The sequence below is a fragment of the Ramlibacter tataouinensis TTB310 genome, from assembly GCF_000215705.1.
GTDB lineage: Bacteria > Pseudomonadota > Gammaproteobacteria > Burkholderiales > Burkholderiaceae_C > Ramlibacter > Ramlibacter tataouinensis.
Genome location: NC_015677.1, coordinates 2,935,339 through 2,951,884 on the forward strand (window position 1 = coordinate 2,935,339; position 16,546 = coordinate 2,951,884).

At 65.3% G+C, this 16,546-nt stretch carries 7 protein-coding genes; 3 read left to right on the forward strand and 4 right to left on the reverse strand.

Translation table 11 applies throughout. The features are described from left to right. Positions 1-19: 19 nt before the first annotated feature. Both RTA_RS14160 and RTA_RS14165 read right to left on the reverse strand, forming a co-directional pair. Positions 20-271, reverse strand: a complete 252-nt coding sequence (locus RTA_RS14160; protein WP_013902101.1) for a hypothetical protein — start codon at positions 269-271, stop codon at positions 20-22. 93 nt (positions 272-364) lie between these two features. After that, positions 365-1,282, reverse strand: a complete 918-nt coding sequence (locus RTA_RS14165) for a DUF808 domain-containing protein (protein WP_041675601.1) — start codon at positions 1,280-1,282, stop codon at positions 365-367. Between the two features lie 63 nt (positions 1,283-1,345). Between RTA_RS14165 and RTA_RS14170 the strand changes: the two genes are divergently transcribed. Further along, a complete protein-coding gene (locus RTA_RS14170; RefSeq protein ID WP_013902103.1) occupies positions 1,346-1,669 on the forward strand; it encodes a 2Fe-2S iron-sulfur cluster-binding protein in 324 nt (107 codons plus the stop codon). Here RTA_RS14170 and RTA_RS14175 read toward each other — a convergent pair. Next, the gene (locus tag RTA_RS14175) at positions 1,648-1,833 is read right to left on the reverse strand and encodes a hypothetical protein (RefSeq protein WP_041675602.1); all 186 of its coding nucleotides are present in this window, start codon (positions 1,831-1,833) and stop codon (positions 1,648-1,650) included. The genes RTA_RS14170 and RTA_RS14175 overlap by 22 nt on opposite strands. A gap of 99 nt (positions 1,834-1,932) precedes the next feature. Between RTA_RS14175 and RTA_RS14180 the strand changes: the two genes are divergently transcribed. Beyond that, entirely contained in the window at positions 1,933-2,649 is a 717-nt protein-coding gene (locus RTA_RS14180; RefSeq protein ID WP_013902104.1) for a c-type cytochrome, read from the forward strand. Further along, on the forward strand, positions 2,646-3,920 hold the full coding sequence (locus RTA_RS14185) for a cytochrome c (protein WP_013902105.1): 1,275 nt from the start codon (positions 2,646-2,648) through the stop codon (positions 3,918-3,920). Before RTA_RS14180 ends, RTA_RS14185 begins: the two co-directional genes overlap by 4 nt. 42 nt (positions 3,921-3,962) lie before the next feature. On the opposite strand, the gene RTA_RS21370 is transcribed toward RTA_RS14185, so the two are convergent. Then, positions 3,963-16,337: a calcium-binding protein gene (locus RTA_RS21370; protein ID WP_158307840.1), complete on the reverse strand. Its 12,375-nt coding sequence runs from the start codon at positions 16,335-16,337 to the stop codon at positions 3,963-3,965. Positions 16,338-16,546: the final 209 nt, after the last annotated feature.

Consider the following 16,546-nt stretch of genomic DNA (forward strand, 5'->3'; position numbering starts at 1 on the left):
GCCGCTGCGGCCTTGCGGATCAGGACGCCGGCGTCTCGGTCTTGAACACGCCGCGGATGTTCAGCGCCGCCAGCGCGACCTGCAGCGCGATCAGCGCATAGGCGCCGTCATGCACGCCCCACGCCACCCACAGGGCATTGCTGACCAGGAAGGTCCAGAAGCCGATGTTGCGCCGCGTCTTCTTGTTCGATGCGACCAGCCAGGCTGCGAGGATGGTGGCGACCATGGCCGGCCACTGCACCAGGTCGATCCACTCGGAAGACATGTCCATGGGCACGGCACCCTACCGGCGCCGATGGCCGCCGGCCGCCAGCAGGCGGCGGCCCGGGCTGTAGGACGCGGCGCCTTGCGCAGGCGCGCGCGCTCAGGCCGCAGCGCGCCTGCGCGTGGCCCGCCGCACCAGCGAGACGGCGGCCAGCACCAGCGCGCCTGCCACGATGCCGACCAGGGCGTCAATGGCCATGCCGCCCACCGCGCCGGCCGCGCCCGGCCAGGCCTCCAGCCAGTGCTCCACCGCATGCGCCAGCGGCGGGATGCCATGCAGCAGGATGCTGCCGCCCACCAGGAACATGGCCGCCGTTCCGGCGACCGACAAAGCCTTCATCAGCCAGGGCGCGGTCTTGAGGATGCCGGCGCCGACCGCCCGCGCCGCGCCGCCGGCGCGCTGGCTGAGATACAGGCCGAAATCGTCAAGCTTGACGATGGCGCCCACCAGGCCGTACACCCCCACCGTCATCAGCACGGCGATGCCCACCAGCACCGACAGCTGGGTGATGAAAGGGCTGTCGGTCACGGTGCCCAGCGAGATGACGATGATCTCCGCCGACAGGATGAAATCGGTGCGCACCGCGCCCTTGATCTTGTCCTTCTCCAGGGCCACCACGTCCACCGCGGGATTGGCCAGCGCCTGCGCCAGCTCGCGGTGGTGGGCCTGGTCCTCGGAGGGGCTGTGCAGGAAGCGATGGGCCAGCTTCTCGAAGCCTTCGTAGCACAGGAAGGCGCCGCCCACCATCAGCAACGGCACCACCGCCCAGGGAAGGAAGGCGCTGATGGCCAGCGCGGCCGGCACCAGGATCAGCTTGTTGAGCGCCGAGCCCTTGGCCACCGCCCACACCACCGGCAGCTCGCGATCGGCGGTGAGGCCGGTGACCTGCTGCGCGTTCAGCGCCAGGTCGTCGCCCAGCACGCCGGCGGTCTTCTTGGCCGCCACCTTGGTCAGCACGGACACGTCGTCCAGCAAGGTGGCGATGTCGTCCAGCAAAGCGAAGAAGCTCGAGGCCATGGCGGATGCGTGTGAGGGTGGTGTGGCGGGCCGGGCCCGGGCAGGCGCTGATTATGATGGGCCATGGTCGACGAGGGGCCCCACGGCTTCGAGGTGCGCATCGGCGCGCACGGACCCCGCTTCGAAGTCGCCGCGGGGCAGACGCTGCTGCAGGCGGCCGAGAGCCGCGGCATCGCGATGCCCAGCTCCTGCCGCAACGGCAGCTGCCGCACCTGCATGCAGCGGCTGGAGGGAGGCCGCGTCGGCTACCGCATCGCCTGGCCCGGCCTGCTGGCCGAGGAAAAAGCGCAGGGCTGGATCCTTCCGTGCGTGGCCTATCCGGCCTCGGACCTGGTGCTCAGCCCCGGCCCCTCCGGCAGCGGCGCTCAGGAGTTGCCGGTGGTGTAGGGGCCGCGCGGAGCGCGGCTGCGCTCGCCGGGCGGCCGGCGGTCGGCCTCGGGGTTGGGCTCGTGCTGCACCGCGTTCGAGCCTTCCGAATCGCTGCCGATCTCGGGCTCGGGCTTGGGGCGCGGCGGGATGACGTCGGGCGCGGAGGCGGGTTTGGGTTCCATGGCGGTGTGCGGGGGTTGCAGCCACTCTAGGAACGCCGCCGCGCGGCAACTGTAGGACAGCGGCGTGAATGCCCACGCGCGCAAGCCGCGCGGTGCATGATGCGGGCCGTGAAATTCCTGGCCCGCCTGCTCCTGCTGCTCGCCGCCCCGCTGGCGGCCGCCGCGCCGACCTTCGAAGACAGCATGGCCCAGCGCACGCTGGCCTGCACCGCCTGCCATGGCGAGCAGGGCCGCGCCGGGCCGGACGGCTACTACCCCCGCATCGCCGGCAAGCCGGCCGGCTACCTCTACAACCAGCTGCTGCACTTCCGCGACGGCCGGCGCCACTACGGCCTGATGACGCGGCTGCTGGAGCCGCTGTCCAATGCCTACCTGCTGGAGATCGCGCAGCACTTCGGCCGCCTGGACCTGCCCTACCCGGCGCCGGCGCCCACGCGCGTGGCGCCCCAGCTGCTGGAGCGCGGACGCGTGATCGCGCTGCAGGGCGACGCCGCCCGCCAGCTGCCCTCGTGCGCCCAGTGCCACGGTGCGGCCCTGACCGGCGTGCTGCCCAACGTGCCTGGCCTGCTGGGCCTGCCGCGGGACTACCTCAACGCCCAGCTGGGCGCCTGGCGTGCCGGGCAGCGCCGGGCCCACGCGCCCGACTGCATGGCCCAGATCGCGCGCGAGCTCGCGCCCGAGGACGTCAACGCGGTCACGGCCTGGCTGGCGGCCCAGCCGCTGCCAGCCGACACCCGTCCCGCGGCCCGGCTGCCCGCGCCCGCGCCGCTGGCCTGCGGCAGCGCCGCCTTGCCGGCCGGCCCGGTCAAGCCATGAAACGCCTTCTCGGCTTGCTGGTGCTGGTGGCGGTGCTGGCCGTGGCCTGGGTAGCCTGGGTGAACCTGCGCGAGGACGGCATGCAGGAGACAGCATTGCCGAGCGGCGCGACAGCCGCCGAGGTGGTGGCGCGCGGCGAGTACCTCACCCGGGCCGGTAACTGCATGACCTGCCACACCGACCGGGGCGGAACCCCTTATGCCGGCGGTCGGCCGATCGACACGCCGTTCGGCATGCTCTACGCCAGCAACCTGACGCCCGATGCGGGCACCGGCCTGGGCCGCTGGAGCACGGCCGATTTCTGGCGCGCCATGCACCACGGCCGCTCGCGCGACGGGCGGCTGCTCTACCCGGCCTTCCCCTACCCCAACTACACCCAGGTGCGGCGCGAGGACGCCGACGCCATGTTCGCCTACCTGCGCACGCTGCCGCCGGCGCGCCAGCCGAACCGGCCGCACGAGCTGCGCTGGCCCTACAGCACGCAGTCCGCGCTGGCGGTGTGGCGGGCGCTGTACTTCCGCTCCGGCGAGCACCGCGACGAGCCGGCGCAATCGGCCGAATGGAACCGTGGCGCCTACCTGGTGCGCGGGCTGGGCCACTGCTCGGCCTGCCATGCCACGCGCAATGCCCTGGGGGCCAGCGACATGATGGACCTGTCCGGCGGGCTCATCCCGATGCAGGGCTGGTACGCCCCCTCGCTCGCCGACTCGCAGGAGGCCGGTTTGCAGCGCTGGAGCACGCAGCTCGCGGTGGAGCTGCTGGGCACCGGCGTGGCGGAAGGCGCCTCCGTGCTGGGACCGATGGCCGAGGTGGTGCTGCACAGCACGCAGTACCTGGCGCCGCAGGACCTGCAGGCCATGGCGGTGTTCCTGCGCTCGCTTCCTGACGATGCCGTGCAACCCCAGGCCAGGTCGCCCGCGCCCCCGCCGAGCGCCGCCATCGCGGAGCACGGCGCCCGGCTGTACGGCCAGCACTGCGCCCAGTGCCATGGCGAGCAGGGCCGTGGCGTGGCGGGCGCCTACCCCCCGCTCGCGGGCAACCGGGCGGTGGCCCTGCCGGTCACGGCCAACCTGGTGCAGGTGGTGCTGTACGGCGGCTTCCCGCCCGCGACGGCCGGCCATCCGCGCCCTTTCGGCATGCCGCCCTACGCGACCGTGCTGAGCGATGCCGACATCGCCGCCGTGCTGACCCACCTGCGCACGTCCTGGGGCAACGCCGCGCCGCCGGTCACCGAGCTGGAGGTGGCGCAGCAGCGGGACACCCGCCGCTAGGACGGCAGGTCCCTCCGTGCTCGGTCTTTGCTGCGGCGCCTATTAACCCTGAAGATTTGCAAGCCGCAGGTCCGCGACGTTCTCAATGCGCGCCACCGTTTGCAGATCAGCTGGACGGCTCGACGAGTTGCTCTGGATGAGCGTCAGCGAAGTAGCCTGTGCCTCATCGCCCAGGCCAGCTGCACTGTCCATGACCAGCGCAGGTTGCAAACCGGCCCAAGCGTCAACTGCAATCCACCGGTCGGCAATCGGCGGGCTGTTCACTCTCGTCCCCGCACTGCCCTGCTTCATTGCCAGGGTGTCCGCGTCGATCAAGCTGGCGGACGGCGTGCCCTGCGTCGCCGTTTTGCCCGCATCGGTTGTGGCATCACCCTCGACAGTGGACAGGTCCATGCTGAAGGCGCTGAAGCTGGCACTGGTCAAGTTGTCCCCTGACGTCGCGAAGCTCTCCTCCGCATAGACCGTCTCGCTCGACGCGGTGATAGTCTCCGCGACCGGCTGTTCCGTGGTCGCGTAGCTCGCACCGCCGACCCCTGTCGTGCCACCCTCCGGCGCCAAGTAGTAGGACTCTGCACCCGCAAGCTCCACGATATCCTGCGCCCTCACGCCGAAGGCCGCATCCGTCAGTTGTGTCGTTGCGGTTAAGTAGTCGGTATGGGCAACGGTGCTGTCCTGTGCGTACATCCAGGCGAGCCGCCCGCCAATCGCCTGCGCATCGCTGGAAGCGATCAATGCGCCGGCCAACATCGTCTCTTCCGGTGCCCATTCTTGTAGTGACGGGTTTTCCGCCATGGCCATGTCGAAAGCGGCGACCACCTGTGTGAAGTCGAAGATCTTGACTTGCGCGTCGCGCAGCACGTCGCCCGAGCCCGGCGCGTAGTCCGTCGTGCCGGGTAGTACCATTTGCAGGGTGCTAACGCCCTGCTTGCTGGCGTCTTCGTACCAGCCTTGCAGTCGCAGCGCGTCGGCAGTGCCGTCTACCTTCACTACCAGATCAGTACCTTCCCGGGCCAGCCGTAGCTCGCTGTACTGCACATGGCTGAGGGAGAGCGTGTCGTTGCGCACGCTGTCTACGCCAATCACGATATCGGCACCGTCGCCCTTCTTGAAGGCTATGACGTCGGCGCCGCCGCCCAGCGTCAGCGTGTCGCTGCCGGTGCCACCGGCGAACAACTCGGAAGCGGCACTGCCGCGCAGGCTGTCGCTGCCGCTGCCACCGTCAAGCGCGGCGCTGCCGCTGCCATTCACCAGTGTGTCCGTGCCCCCGAACCCGGCGACGACGTCCCCGCCCGCGCCGCCATCCAGCGTATTGGCTCCGGCGTTGCCCCGCAGGATGTTGTTCCCTTGGTTGCCGGTGCCGGAAAGGTCCGCTGCGCCGGTCAAGGTAAGCACTTCGACGTTCACGCCGAGGGTAACGGACACCGATGCCCGGAGCTCGTCGTAGCCTTCGCCCATGTACTCGGCCACCCAATCTGCCGTGTTGTCCACGACGTACGTGTCGTTGCCGGCACCGCCGATCAGGGTGTCGGCGCCCGCGGCGCCGTCCAGCACGTTGTTCTCTGCGTTGCCGAGGATCGCGTTGTCCAGGTCATTACCCGTTGCGACGCGGGCCGCCCCGGCCAGTTGCAGGTTCTCCAAGTTGGCACCGAGGACGAGATCGACCGAACTGATGACGGTATCGCGGGAAGAGTCACTGACGTCCTCCACGACGACGTCGCCGGCATCGTCCACCTGGTAGGTATCCGCACCGGTGCCGCCGACCAGCAGGTCCGCTCCCGCGCCCCCATCCAAGCTGTCGTTTCCGGCGGCGCCGGTCAGCGTGTTGGCACCGCCGTTGCCGACCAGCACGTTGTCGCCTGCATTGCCCGTGCCCTGGATGGCTGCCGTTCCCGTGAGCGTCAGGTTTTCCAGTTCGGCATCCAGCGTGAAGGTGATGGCACTGTTCACCGTGTCGCGGCCATGCGCCGCGTTCGGAGTCTCGAGCACCACGTCGCCGGCCTGGTCCACGAAGTACACGTCGTCGCCGTCGCCACCCTGCATGGTATCGGCGCCGCTGCCGCCATCGAGGACGTTGTGGAATGCATTGCCGGTGATTACGTTGTCCAGCGCATTGCCGGTTGCGTACACGGCGAAGGTTCCCGTCAGCGTGAGGTTTTCGAGGTTGTCGCCAAGCACGATGTCGCGTCGGCTGCGCACTGTGTCCATACCCTCGCCAGCGTTCTCCACCACCACGTCGCCGTCGTTGTCCACCACATAGGTATCGTCGCCGGTACCGCCGATCAGGGTGTCGGCACCGAAGAGACCGTCGAGCGTGTCGTCGCCCTCCAGCCCGGCCAGGGTGTTGTCATTGACATTGCCAGTGATGGTGTTGTCCAGTGAATTGCCCGTTCCCGCCTGCGGCGCCGGGCCATTCAGCGTCAGGTTTTCGAGCTCTTCGCCCAGCGTGTAATCGATGGAGCTGAGGACGGTATCGACGCCCTCGCCGGCGTTCTCGATCACGATGGTGAATCCGTCGCGCACGTAATAGGTGTCGTTGCCGCCCGCTCCGCGCAGGGTATCCGCGCCGCCTTGCCCGTCCAGCAGGTTATTGGCCGCGTTGCCGGCGATCACGTTGGCGGCGTAGTTGCCCGTCCCGCTGACGGCGTCGGCACCAGTCAGCGTGAGATTCTCGACGTTGGCGCCGAGCGCCTGGCTCACCGAGCTCATCACGGTATCCGTGCCCTCGCCAGCATTCTCCACCGTGACGTCGCCCGCGCCGAGCACGTACACGTCGTCACCCAGACCGCCCGCGAGCACGTTGGCTGCGCTGTTGCCCGTGAGCACGTTGTCCAATTCGTTGCCGGTTCCGTTCGCTGCCGCCGTGCCCGTAAGCGTCAGGTTCTCCACTTCCGCCGCCAGGGTGTAGGTGGCATTGACCTGCACCGTGTCAACCCCGCCGTCCGCAGCCTCGAGCACGGCATCGCCGGCGTCAATCACGTAAGTGTCGTCACCCAAGCCGCCATAGAGACTGTTGCTGCCGCCGTTCTGAGCATTCAGCACGTTGGCGCCTGCAGTACCGCGCCCGACGCCTGTTCCCAGCAGCGTGAGGTTCTCGACCGACCCCTCCAGGTTGTAGCCATCCGTCGAGGTTCGGACCGTGTCGATGCCCTCTCCGTCGTTCTCGATCACCACGTCGGCAAACGAATCGAGGACGTAGGTGTCGTCGCCCGTGCCGCCGACCAGGGTATCGGCTCCGGCTCCCCCATCGAGAGTGTCGTGGCCGTCGTTGCCTCGCAGCGTGTTGCCGGCGCTGTTGCCAGCGATCACATTGCTCAACCCGTTGCCCGTACCATCGATCGCCGACGAGCCCAGCAAAGTCAAGTTCTCCACGTTGGCCGCCAGCGTGTGGGTGACGGAGGCGTTGACAATGTCCGTCCCTTCCCCGGCGTTCTCCCGCACATCGTCGGCGGCATCATCCACCACGTACGTGTCCGAGCCCAGCCCGCCCTCCATGGTGTCGGCGCCACTGGCGCCGTCCAGGACGTTGTTCAAGGCACTTCCTGTGAGCCGGTTCGCAAGGTCATTGCCAGTGCCGGAGTAAGCGTAGTTCCCGGCAAGCACAAGGTTCTCGAGATTGGCGCCGAGCGTCCAATCGGTGTCGACGCGCACGGTGTCCGTACCCGCGCCGGCTTCCTCCACCACGGTGTCCCCATAGCTCACCACATAGGTGTCGTCTCCGAGGCCGCCGGCCAGGGTGTTGTAGGCATAGCTGCCAGTCAGCGTGTTCGCCAGCGCATTGCCGGTTCCCTTGACGGCGTAGTCCGTCAACACAAGGTTCTCGACGTTATCGCCCAAGGTGTAGTCGATGGAGGAGCGCACCGTGTCCGCGCCTTCGCCAGCCAGCTCGATCACGGTGTCGAGCGCGCCGACCACATAGGTGTCGTCCCCCTGGGCGCCACGCAGCACGTTGGCCGCCGTGTTGCCGGTGAGCATGTTCGCGCCGTCATTGCCGGTTCCGTCAATCGCGGAACTTCCTGTCAACGTCAGGTTCTCCGCATTGGCCGAGAGGGTGTATGTCACCGAGCTCTGAATCGTGTCGGTGCCTTCACCTGCGTTCTCGATCACCGAGTCCGCGATGTTGTCGACAACGTACGTGTCGTTGCCCGCAGCACCTTTCATGGTGTCCGCGCCGGCCCCACCATCCAGCACATTGTTCTGCTGGTTTCCGGTCAATGTGTTGTTCAGCGCGTTGCCTGTGGCGTTGACCGAGCTGGCGCCAGTGAGCACCAGGTTCTCGACGTTCGCCGAGTTGGCCAGCGAATAGCTGATACCCGTCTCGATGGTGTCGACTCCCGCGTTCGCACTCTCTACGACGGAGTCCCCCCAGCTGATCACGTACGTGTCGTCGCCCAGGCCACCGGACAGCACGTTGCTGCCGCTGTTGCCGGTCAACACATTCGCCAGCTCGTTGCCGGTACCGCTGATGCTGGCTGATCCGGTGAGTGTGAGATTTTCGACGTTCGCGCTCAGTGTGTAGCTGGACGATGCAGTGACGGTGTCGATGCCTTCGTTCAGGTTTTCGGTGACCACGTCGCTGGCAGTGACGATGTAGGTGTCATTACCCGTCCCGCCGTACAGCCTGTTTATGTAGTCCCCATTGCCCCAGTTGCTTCCGTCCAAGGTGTCATTGCCCGCCATGCCGTAGAAGTCACCGTGGCCAGCAATCCTGTTGTCCAGGCCATTGCCGTTGCCGGTCCCGCCGTAGATGTTCAGGTTCTCCAAGTTGGCGCCCAGCGTGTACGTGCCGCCGGAGGGCGAGACCACCTCCACGGTATCGATTCCCTCGTTCAGGTTTTCGGTGATCGAGCCGGTCCCGTAGTAGAGGTAGTAGTAGTCGTCGCCTAGGCCGCCCTGGAAAGTTGCCGAGACGCTGTTTTCCCAGATCTCCAGCCGGTCGTTGCCGAGGCCCCCGATCATGGTGGCGTTTGCCCCGCCTTGGATCGTGTCGTTGCCGGCTCCCCCGTCCAACCTGTCCGCGCCCGCGCGGCCGATGATCCTGTTGTTGCCGGCATTGCCGATCAGGATATTGTCGCCATCATGGCCTTCCAGCGAGCCGCTGTAGGTTCCCGTCATTGTGGCGTTCTCGATATAACCCACGTAGCGGTAACCACCGCTGTAGTAGTAATAGCTCATCAGAGAGATGTTCAGTTCTCCCTCGACGCGATCAATGCCGCTGCCGTCGTACTCGAAGACCGACACGAAATTGCTGGTGTCCCAGTTTTCGACGTCGCAGTCCATCTCGGGCGCGTTCAGCACGTACACGTCGTCGCCTGCACCGCCGTGCAGCTCGCCGCCCGCACCGCCGTACAGCGTGTCATTGCCGCCACCGCCATAGACCTTGTCCGGGCCCGCGCCCCCGTCCAGGATGTTTGCTCCATCATTGCCGGTGATCAGGTTTTTTCCCGCATTACCGTAGCCATTGACGGCAGCCGTGCCGGTGAGCGTCAGGTTTTCCACATTCGCGGCGAGCGTGTGGGTGGCGGCGGTCTGGATGGTGTCGGTACCCTCATCGGCGTTCTCTACCACGACCGCACCCGCTGTGAGGACGTAGGTGTCGTCACCGGCTCCGCCGGCCAGCGTGTCGCTGCCGCCTGCGCCGTTCAAGGTATCGTTGCCGCCGTTCCCGGTGAGCACATTGGCGGCACTGTTGCCGATGAGGGTGTTGTTCGTGTCGTCACCGGTGGCATTCACGCTGCCCGTGCCCAGCAGGGTGATGTTTTCGATGTTGCCGCCCGAGACGAAGCTCAAAGTGGTTTGGATCGTGTCCGTTCCTTTTCCGGCGCTCTCGACCACCACGTCACCGGCGTTGTCCACCGTATAGGTGTCGTCACCCAGACCGCCGCTCATTGTGTCCGCCCCGGCGCCGCCATCGATCGTGTTGTTGCCGGCGCTGCCGACGATCACATTGTTGAGGGCATTTCCGGTCGCGTTGAGCGCCGCCGTGGCGGTCAGCACCAGATTTTCCACGTTCGCGGAGGTCGCGATCGAGTACGACACATCCGCGCGGACCGTGTCGTCGCCCTCGCCGGCCGCTTCGACGACCGTATCGCCGGCACTCACGATGTAGGTGTCGTTCCCCTTACCACCGGTCAGCACGTTCGCCGCGCTGTTGCCGGCAAGAATGTTGTCCAGTTCGTTGCCGGTGCCGTTGATCGCGTTGGCTCCGGTGAGCGTGAGGTTCTCCACGTGCAGCCCCAGCGTGTACGTCACCGAGCTCATCACCGTGTCAATGCCTTCTCCTGCGGTCTCGGTCACCGTGTCACCCGAGCCGATGAAGTAGGTGTCGTTGCCCTGCCCGCCTACGAGCACGTTCGCCGCGCTGTTCCCGGTCAGCACGTTGTCCAGGGCGTTGCCGGTGCCGTTGATCACCGACGTGCCCGTCAGCGTGAGGTTCTCAAGGTTGCTGCCAAGCGTGAATGTCACGCTGCTCTGGACCGTATCGACACCCTCGTTTACGTTCTCGGTGACCACGTCATTCGCGCCGATCACGTAGGTGTCGTTGCCTGCGCCGCCTGCCAGCGTATTCGCCGCGCTGTTGCCGGTCAGTACGTTGTCGAGCGAGTTTCCGGTACCGTCAGCCGCGCCGGTGCCGGTCAGCGTCAGGTTTTCGATGTTGGCCGACAGCGTGTAAGTGACGCTGCTCTGGACAACGTCCGTGCCCTCACCTTCGTTCTCGACCACAACGTCGCCGGTTTCTGCCACGATGTAGGTATCGTCACCGCCGTTGCCGATCATCGTGTCGTTGCCGGTCAAGCCGCTCAGCGTGTTGCTCAGGCCGTTGCCGGTGAGGACGTTCGCCAGCCCATTGCCCGTGCCAGTCGTCGCCGCGCCGGTGAGCACCAGGTTCTCGACGACATTGGTCGTGCCGAGGGTGTAGTTGAACGACGTCTCGATGGTGTCGGTGCCCTGGCCCGCAACCTCCGTTACCGTGTCGCGGGAGTCGTCGATGACGAAGTAATCGTTGCCCGCACCGCCGGTGAGCGTGTCCGTGCCGCCGCCGCCCTCCAGCCGGTCGTCACCGTCACCTCCGCTCAAGGCGTTGTTGGCAACGTTGCCGATGATGACGTTGCCGAGAGCGTTACCGGTCACACCGACACGGCCGCTCCCCGTGAGGGTCACGTTCTCGACGTTCGCCCACAGGGCGCTCACGCCGATGTCCGTCTGCACGGTGTCAGTGCCTTCGTCGGCGTTCTCGACCACGGAGTCCCCCGTGGACATGACGTAGTAGTCGTTACCGGCTCCGCCCGCCAGGACGTTGGCGCCGGAATTGCCCGTCAGCGTGTTGGCCATGGCGTTGCCGGTGCCATTGACCGCTGCCGTCCCGGTGAGGGTCAAGTTTTCGACGTTGGCGCTCAAGGTGTAGGTAACGGAGCTTTGGACTACGTCAACTCCTTCCCCCGCGCCCTCGACCACCACATCGCCGCTCTCCGACACGATGTACGTGTCGCTTCCGGCGCTGCCGGCCATGGTGTCGTCGCCGGCCATGCCGCTGAGCGTGTTGTCGTAAGCGTTGCCGGTGATCACATTGGCAAGGCCATTGCCCGTGCCTGTGGTGGCGCCCCCCGCGAGCACCAGGTTCTCGGTGCTAGCGCCCAGTGTGTAGTTATAGGCAGCCTGGACGGTATCCGTGCCCTCGCCCGCGTTCTCCACCACCACGTCGGTGGTGCTGTCGACCAGGTAGGTGTCGTTACCGATCCCACCCACCAGCGAGTCGGAGCCCGCGCCGCCATCCAGCGTGTCATTGCCGAACCAGCCGGTCAGCGTATTGGACCCGCCGTTGCCGACGATCGCGTTGTCCAGCGCGTTGCCCGTCCCCGCCAGCGCCGATCCCGTCAAGGTCAGGTTCTCCACCTCACCGGACAGGCTGTAGCTGACGGAGCTCCGGACCGTGTCCACGCCCTCGCCAGACAGTTCGCTCACGGCGTCCGACGCGTTGTCCACGAGGTACAGGTCGTTGCCGGCGCCGCCGGTCAGCGAGTCGATGCCGGCACCTCCATCGAGCGTGTCATCGCCAGCCAGGCCCGAGACGGTGTCGTTCCCGCCCAAGGCGTTGATGCTGTCGGCGCCCGACGTGCCACCGAGGACGTCGTTGTCTTCCGTGGGGACGAAGCTCACGAGGGTTTGGATCGTCGCTGCGTCCCATACCGTGCCGTCGGCGAACTGCACCTGCTCGATCGAGCTCGCTGTGGCGAAGTAACCTGACACTCGCACCTGATCACCGGTGCCGTGGAGGACCAGCGTCAGGTCGTTGCCGCTGCGTTGGACGGCGATATCGCTGGCGGCTATGCCCGCCGCGAAGACGATGCGATCCATCGTCCCCGTCGCCTCCGTTTCATTGACGACCGCGTCCGCCTGCCCACCCCGGGAGAAGAGGTAGGTATCGTCGCCGGCGCCACCATCGAGCCGGTCGTAGCCGGCGGCTCCATCGAGCGTGTCGTTCCCCACAGCGCCCACCAGGGTGTTGTCGTACATTCCGCCGGTCAGCACGTTGTCGAGGACGTTGCCAGTGCCCCAGCCGCTGTAGCGGATGGTCAGGTTCTCGAGGTTCGCGCCGAGGGTGTAGTCGTACTCGCTGATGACCGTGTCACGGCCTTCATTCGCATACTCGACGATTGTCGCCCCAGGTGTGTTGTAGGTGTCGTCGCCTGTGCCGCCGTAGACGCTCTCGGCGTAGTAGGCGTTCAGATTCAGCCTGTCGTTGCCGGCGCCGCCATACAAAACCGTCCCCGAGTTGCTGCTGCTGGTGATGGTGTCGTTGCCATCACCCCCGTCCACCGTGGCCCGGCTGTTCGCGAAGATGGTGTCGCTGCCGCCGTCGCCGTAGGCAAGGCCTCCGTGCACGGTGATCTTGTCGTCGCCTTCGCCGCCGCGGACAGTGTCGACCCCCCACGCGGCGTCGATCGTGTCGCTGCCGCCGAGGCCGTCGATGGATTCGTTGCCGCCCGTGCCGAATATCTCTTCCGAGCCCTCGGTGGTGCGCGCGAAGAAATCGTGGAGGTTCCACACGACACCGTCCGCGAACTTCACCTGGAAGACGCCGCGATTCGAGATCACCGCGCCTTCTACCCTCAATTCATCAGGAGAATTCTGAATCGTGAGGATCGCATCCGTGCCGTCGCGGCGAACGCTGACGCTCGACGAGGATACCGACGCGTCAACCATGATCGCGTTGACGTCGATGTTGTTGGTTTCGTCGGAGACGAAGGTCTTGCCGGTCCGCAGACCCCATTCATAAGTGTCGCTGCCACTGCGACCGTAGAAGGTGCCGCCGGTCACGGAAGGCGCAAAGGTGTCGTTCTTCGTCGTCCCATACGGCGACATGACCGATCCAAGCGCGCCCGCAACGTACATGGGGGTGGTGTCCGGGGTCCAGGTGGTGCCGTCCGCGAACTTGACCTGCTCCACGCGGTAGTCGTAGTAGTAGGTGTAAGAGTAGTTGTTCGGGTTGTAGACGCTTCGGGTGATCGCGTGGTAGTTCTTGACGCGGATGGCGTCGTCGGTGCCCTTGATGCGGTAGACCTGGTCCAGCCCATCCCGGTAGGCATAAACGTCGCCCGCGGCGACGTCGGCGAACTGCAGGACGTCGGTAGCTCCGCCGTTCTGCTCATAGTTGTAGATCGAGTCGTGGCCGCCACCGCGGCTGAAGACGTAGGTGTCCACGCCGGCATCGCCCTGCAGGCTGTCGTTGCCGGCGCCGCCATCGAGGGTGTCGAGGCCGTCCATTCCGAACAGCACGTCGTTTCCTTCGCCGCCATACAGCACGTCGTCACCGATACCCGCCTGGAGTTCGTCCTGGCCTCCGTCACCGTGCAAGGTGTCATTGCCAGCGTCGGCCACGACGAGGTCCGCACCGTCGCCGCCACTCACTACATCGTTGCCGTCACCGCCCTGGACTTGGTCGTTCCCTGACTCACCGTCCAAAGTGTCGTTCCCTGCCTTACCAAAGAGGAGATCGTCTTCGGTGCCGCCATACAGCACGTCTGCTTCGGTCCCCCCTTGGAGTTCGTCACTGCCGCTCTCGCCGTCCAGGTAGTCGAGCCCGGCAAGGCCGAACAACTGGTCATTCCCTGCGCCGCCAAATACGCTGTCGTTCCCGTTGCCGCCGACCAGGGAATCATTGTCGTCGCCACCGTCGAGATAGTCGTCGCCATCTTCTCCAAAGAGGCGGTCGTTGCCCGCGTCACCGCTTAATTGGTCATTTCCTGTTCCGCCCTGCAGTTCGTCCTTTCCGCCGCCGCCATACAAGGTATCGTCACCTTCGCCTGACACAAGCAGATCATTGTCTTCCTCTCCGTCGAGGTAGTCTTTGCCCGCCTCCCCATGCAGGGTGTCGGCACCACCGCCACCGAACATCTGATCGTCGCCCGCATAGCCGCGGAGGTAATCGTCGCCCGCCTCGCCGTCTAGATAGTCGCTGCCGTGCTGCTCAACCGAAATCCAGTCAGCGTCGCCAAATAGGGTGTCATTACCGTCGCCGCCGAAAAGCTCATCATCAAGGCTGCCGCCGACCAACTCGTCGTTGCCATCTTCACCGTCGAGGTAATCCCTACCCGTCATCCCATCGGAATAACTCGCGTCGCCATAGAGCACATCATTGCCCCTGCCCCCGAAAAGGTCGTCGTCGCCGCCCTCGCCTTGGAGCCAATCGTGGCCGTCTTCCCCGTCCAGGTAGTCGTTCCCAGAAATGACGGTACCGGCACCACTGTCATACGTAAGCTTGCCGTACTCCCCGGTTAGTTGATCATCGCCAGTTCCGCCAAACAGCATGTCGTCGCCGCCCTGACCGCCCAGAGAGTCGTTCCCGCTCTCCCCGTACAGCACGTCGTCCCCGTAGAGCCCGGCGAGAAAGTCATTACCTTCACCTCCGTAAAGTACGTCGGCCGCGCCCGCGGAAGGGTTATCGATGGTGACTGGACCCCATATGCGGTCAAACGGGTTGCCGTAGTCGGTCACGGTCCAGTCGAAACTGGAAGCCGTGTAGTCATCGTCACCGTTCATCACATCCGCGCCTGCTCCTCCCACGAGGACGTCACGCCCGTCGCCCCCGAACAGGACGTCGTTGTCGGAGCCAGCGATGACGACATCGTCGCCCTTACCGCCGTTCAGCCAGTCACCCTTGATCCCGCTGCCGCTCTGCATGTTTCCATCAGCAGTGGCTTGAGGCAGACCAATCTCCACATTAGCGAAGAGCCGGTCTGCACCAGCGCCCCCTGCAATGATGTCGGCGCTCGCGCCGCCTTCGATGATGTCATCGCCAGCCATCCCTAGGATCGAGTCACGTCCGCCGAGTCCCTCGATGCTGTCGTTGCCAGTGCTACCTGAGAGGGTGTCCTCACGGTTTGGAGCAGAGTTGCCGGCGGGATTGCCCCATTCGTCTTTGAGTGGTTGGTCAGGGTTGGGCCCGTAATCCTTGTCACCAATAATCGTCACGGTCGGTGCCACCAGTTGCTCGCCGAGCGTGATGCCCCATTCCGCGGGGTCGAAATCCTCGCCCAATTCAATGATCGAGCCATCGGCGAGTTCGATACGCCAGGGACTATTGTGGGTGAGGACCACGCTGCCGGTAGCGTCTCGCCACACATTAGACGTGCCATCCTTCGTCATCAACCCACGGAACCCAAATGGGAGTCCATTGTTGATGACAAGCCGGCCTCCGTCAGGGTCTACGATTCTGTCGTTACCGTCTCCGGTGTTCCAGACGTACAAATCATCGCCAAGTCCTCCATACAAGGTGTCTGCACCTGTGCCCCCCTCCAGTACATCGTCACCTCCCATCCCGATCACTACGTCGTCGCCCGTGCCGGCTCTCAGGTCGTCGCTACGATCATCTCCCACCAACAGGTTCTTATCGAGGCCAAGACCTTTGCCGTTGTCGCCGGTGGCATCGAGCACATTGCCACCCATGTTGGGCCCACGGAAGTAGATGGCGGCCGGGTTCCAATTTCCTGGAACTAGAGGCGATTCGCCAAATGGGAGTTGAGCATTAACCCATGTGATGAACGCGTCGCGTGCGGGGCTCAAACTGGCAGTAAGCGGATCTACCTTTCCATCATCTAGTGTGTGCGCGACCCTAGAACCTTCAGCTATGGCGAGTTCAAGACCGGTCCTCCCAGAGGCCAGCTGAGTACCTTTAATGCCATCAGGCGTAAGACCGTAAAGAGCTTCATAAGCATAGATTGTCGTGCGCCGCTTCTGCAGCATCTCATAGACAGCTTTGGCTTCAGCTTGCGTAGCAGCAGCTGGATCGTCGTAGAGGCCGATGACTTCAGCTTCAATAAATCGCCGCTTGGCAATACCCGTCAACTTGTCGCCGTTGGAGTTATAGCGAATCTCAAACCAAGCCTCGGCCCGATCACCGTTTCGGAATGCACGCGCCAAGCCAGGTCCGAGTAGGTCGGGAACGCCGTCTCGATTCTTGTCTTGGCTGTTCCAAGAAAGCGAAAACAGTGCAGCTCGCTCTCGAGATTGCGGGGTAGTAGTTAACCCATACTTAATTTCCCAAGCAGTAATGCCGTCCTCGTACCGTGGTGCGATACCTCGGAATGCATTGACAATCTCCGACTGCGTTAGTGTGAAGTTAATACGTT

What these genes read in the sequence shown, in the direction of transcription:
- RTA_RS14160 (WP_013902101.1), bottom strand. Translation starts at nt 271, where the DNA reads ATGGACATGTCTTCCGAGTGGATCGACCTGGTGCAGTGGCCGGCCATG.
- RTA_RS14165 (WP_041675601.1), bottom strand. Translation starts at nt 1,282, where the DNA reads ATGGCCTCGAGCTTCTTCGCTTTGCTGGACGACATCGCCACCTTGCTG.
- RTA_RS14170 (WP_013902103.1), top strand. Translation starts at nt 1,346, where the DNA reads ATGGTCGACGAGGGGCCCCACGGCTTCGAGGTGCGCATCGGCGCGCAC.
- RTA_RS14175 (WP_041675602.1), bottom strand. Translation starts at nt 1,833, where the DNA reads ATGGAACCCAAACCCGCCTCCGCGCCCGACGTCATCCCGCCGCGCCCC.
- RTA_RS14180 (WP_013902104.1), top strand. Translation starts at nt 1,933, where the DNA reads ATGCGGGCCGTGAAATTCCTGGCCCGCCTGCTCCTGCTGCTCGCCGCC.
- RTA_RS14185 (WP_013902105.1), top strand. Translation starts at nt 2,646, where the DNA reads ATGAAACGCCTTCTCGGCTTGCTGGTGCTGGTGGCGGTGCTGGCCGTG.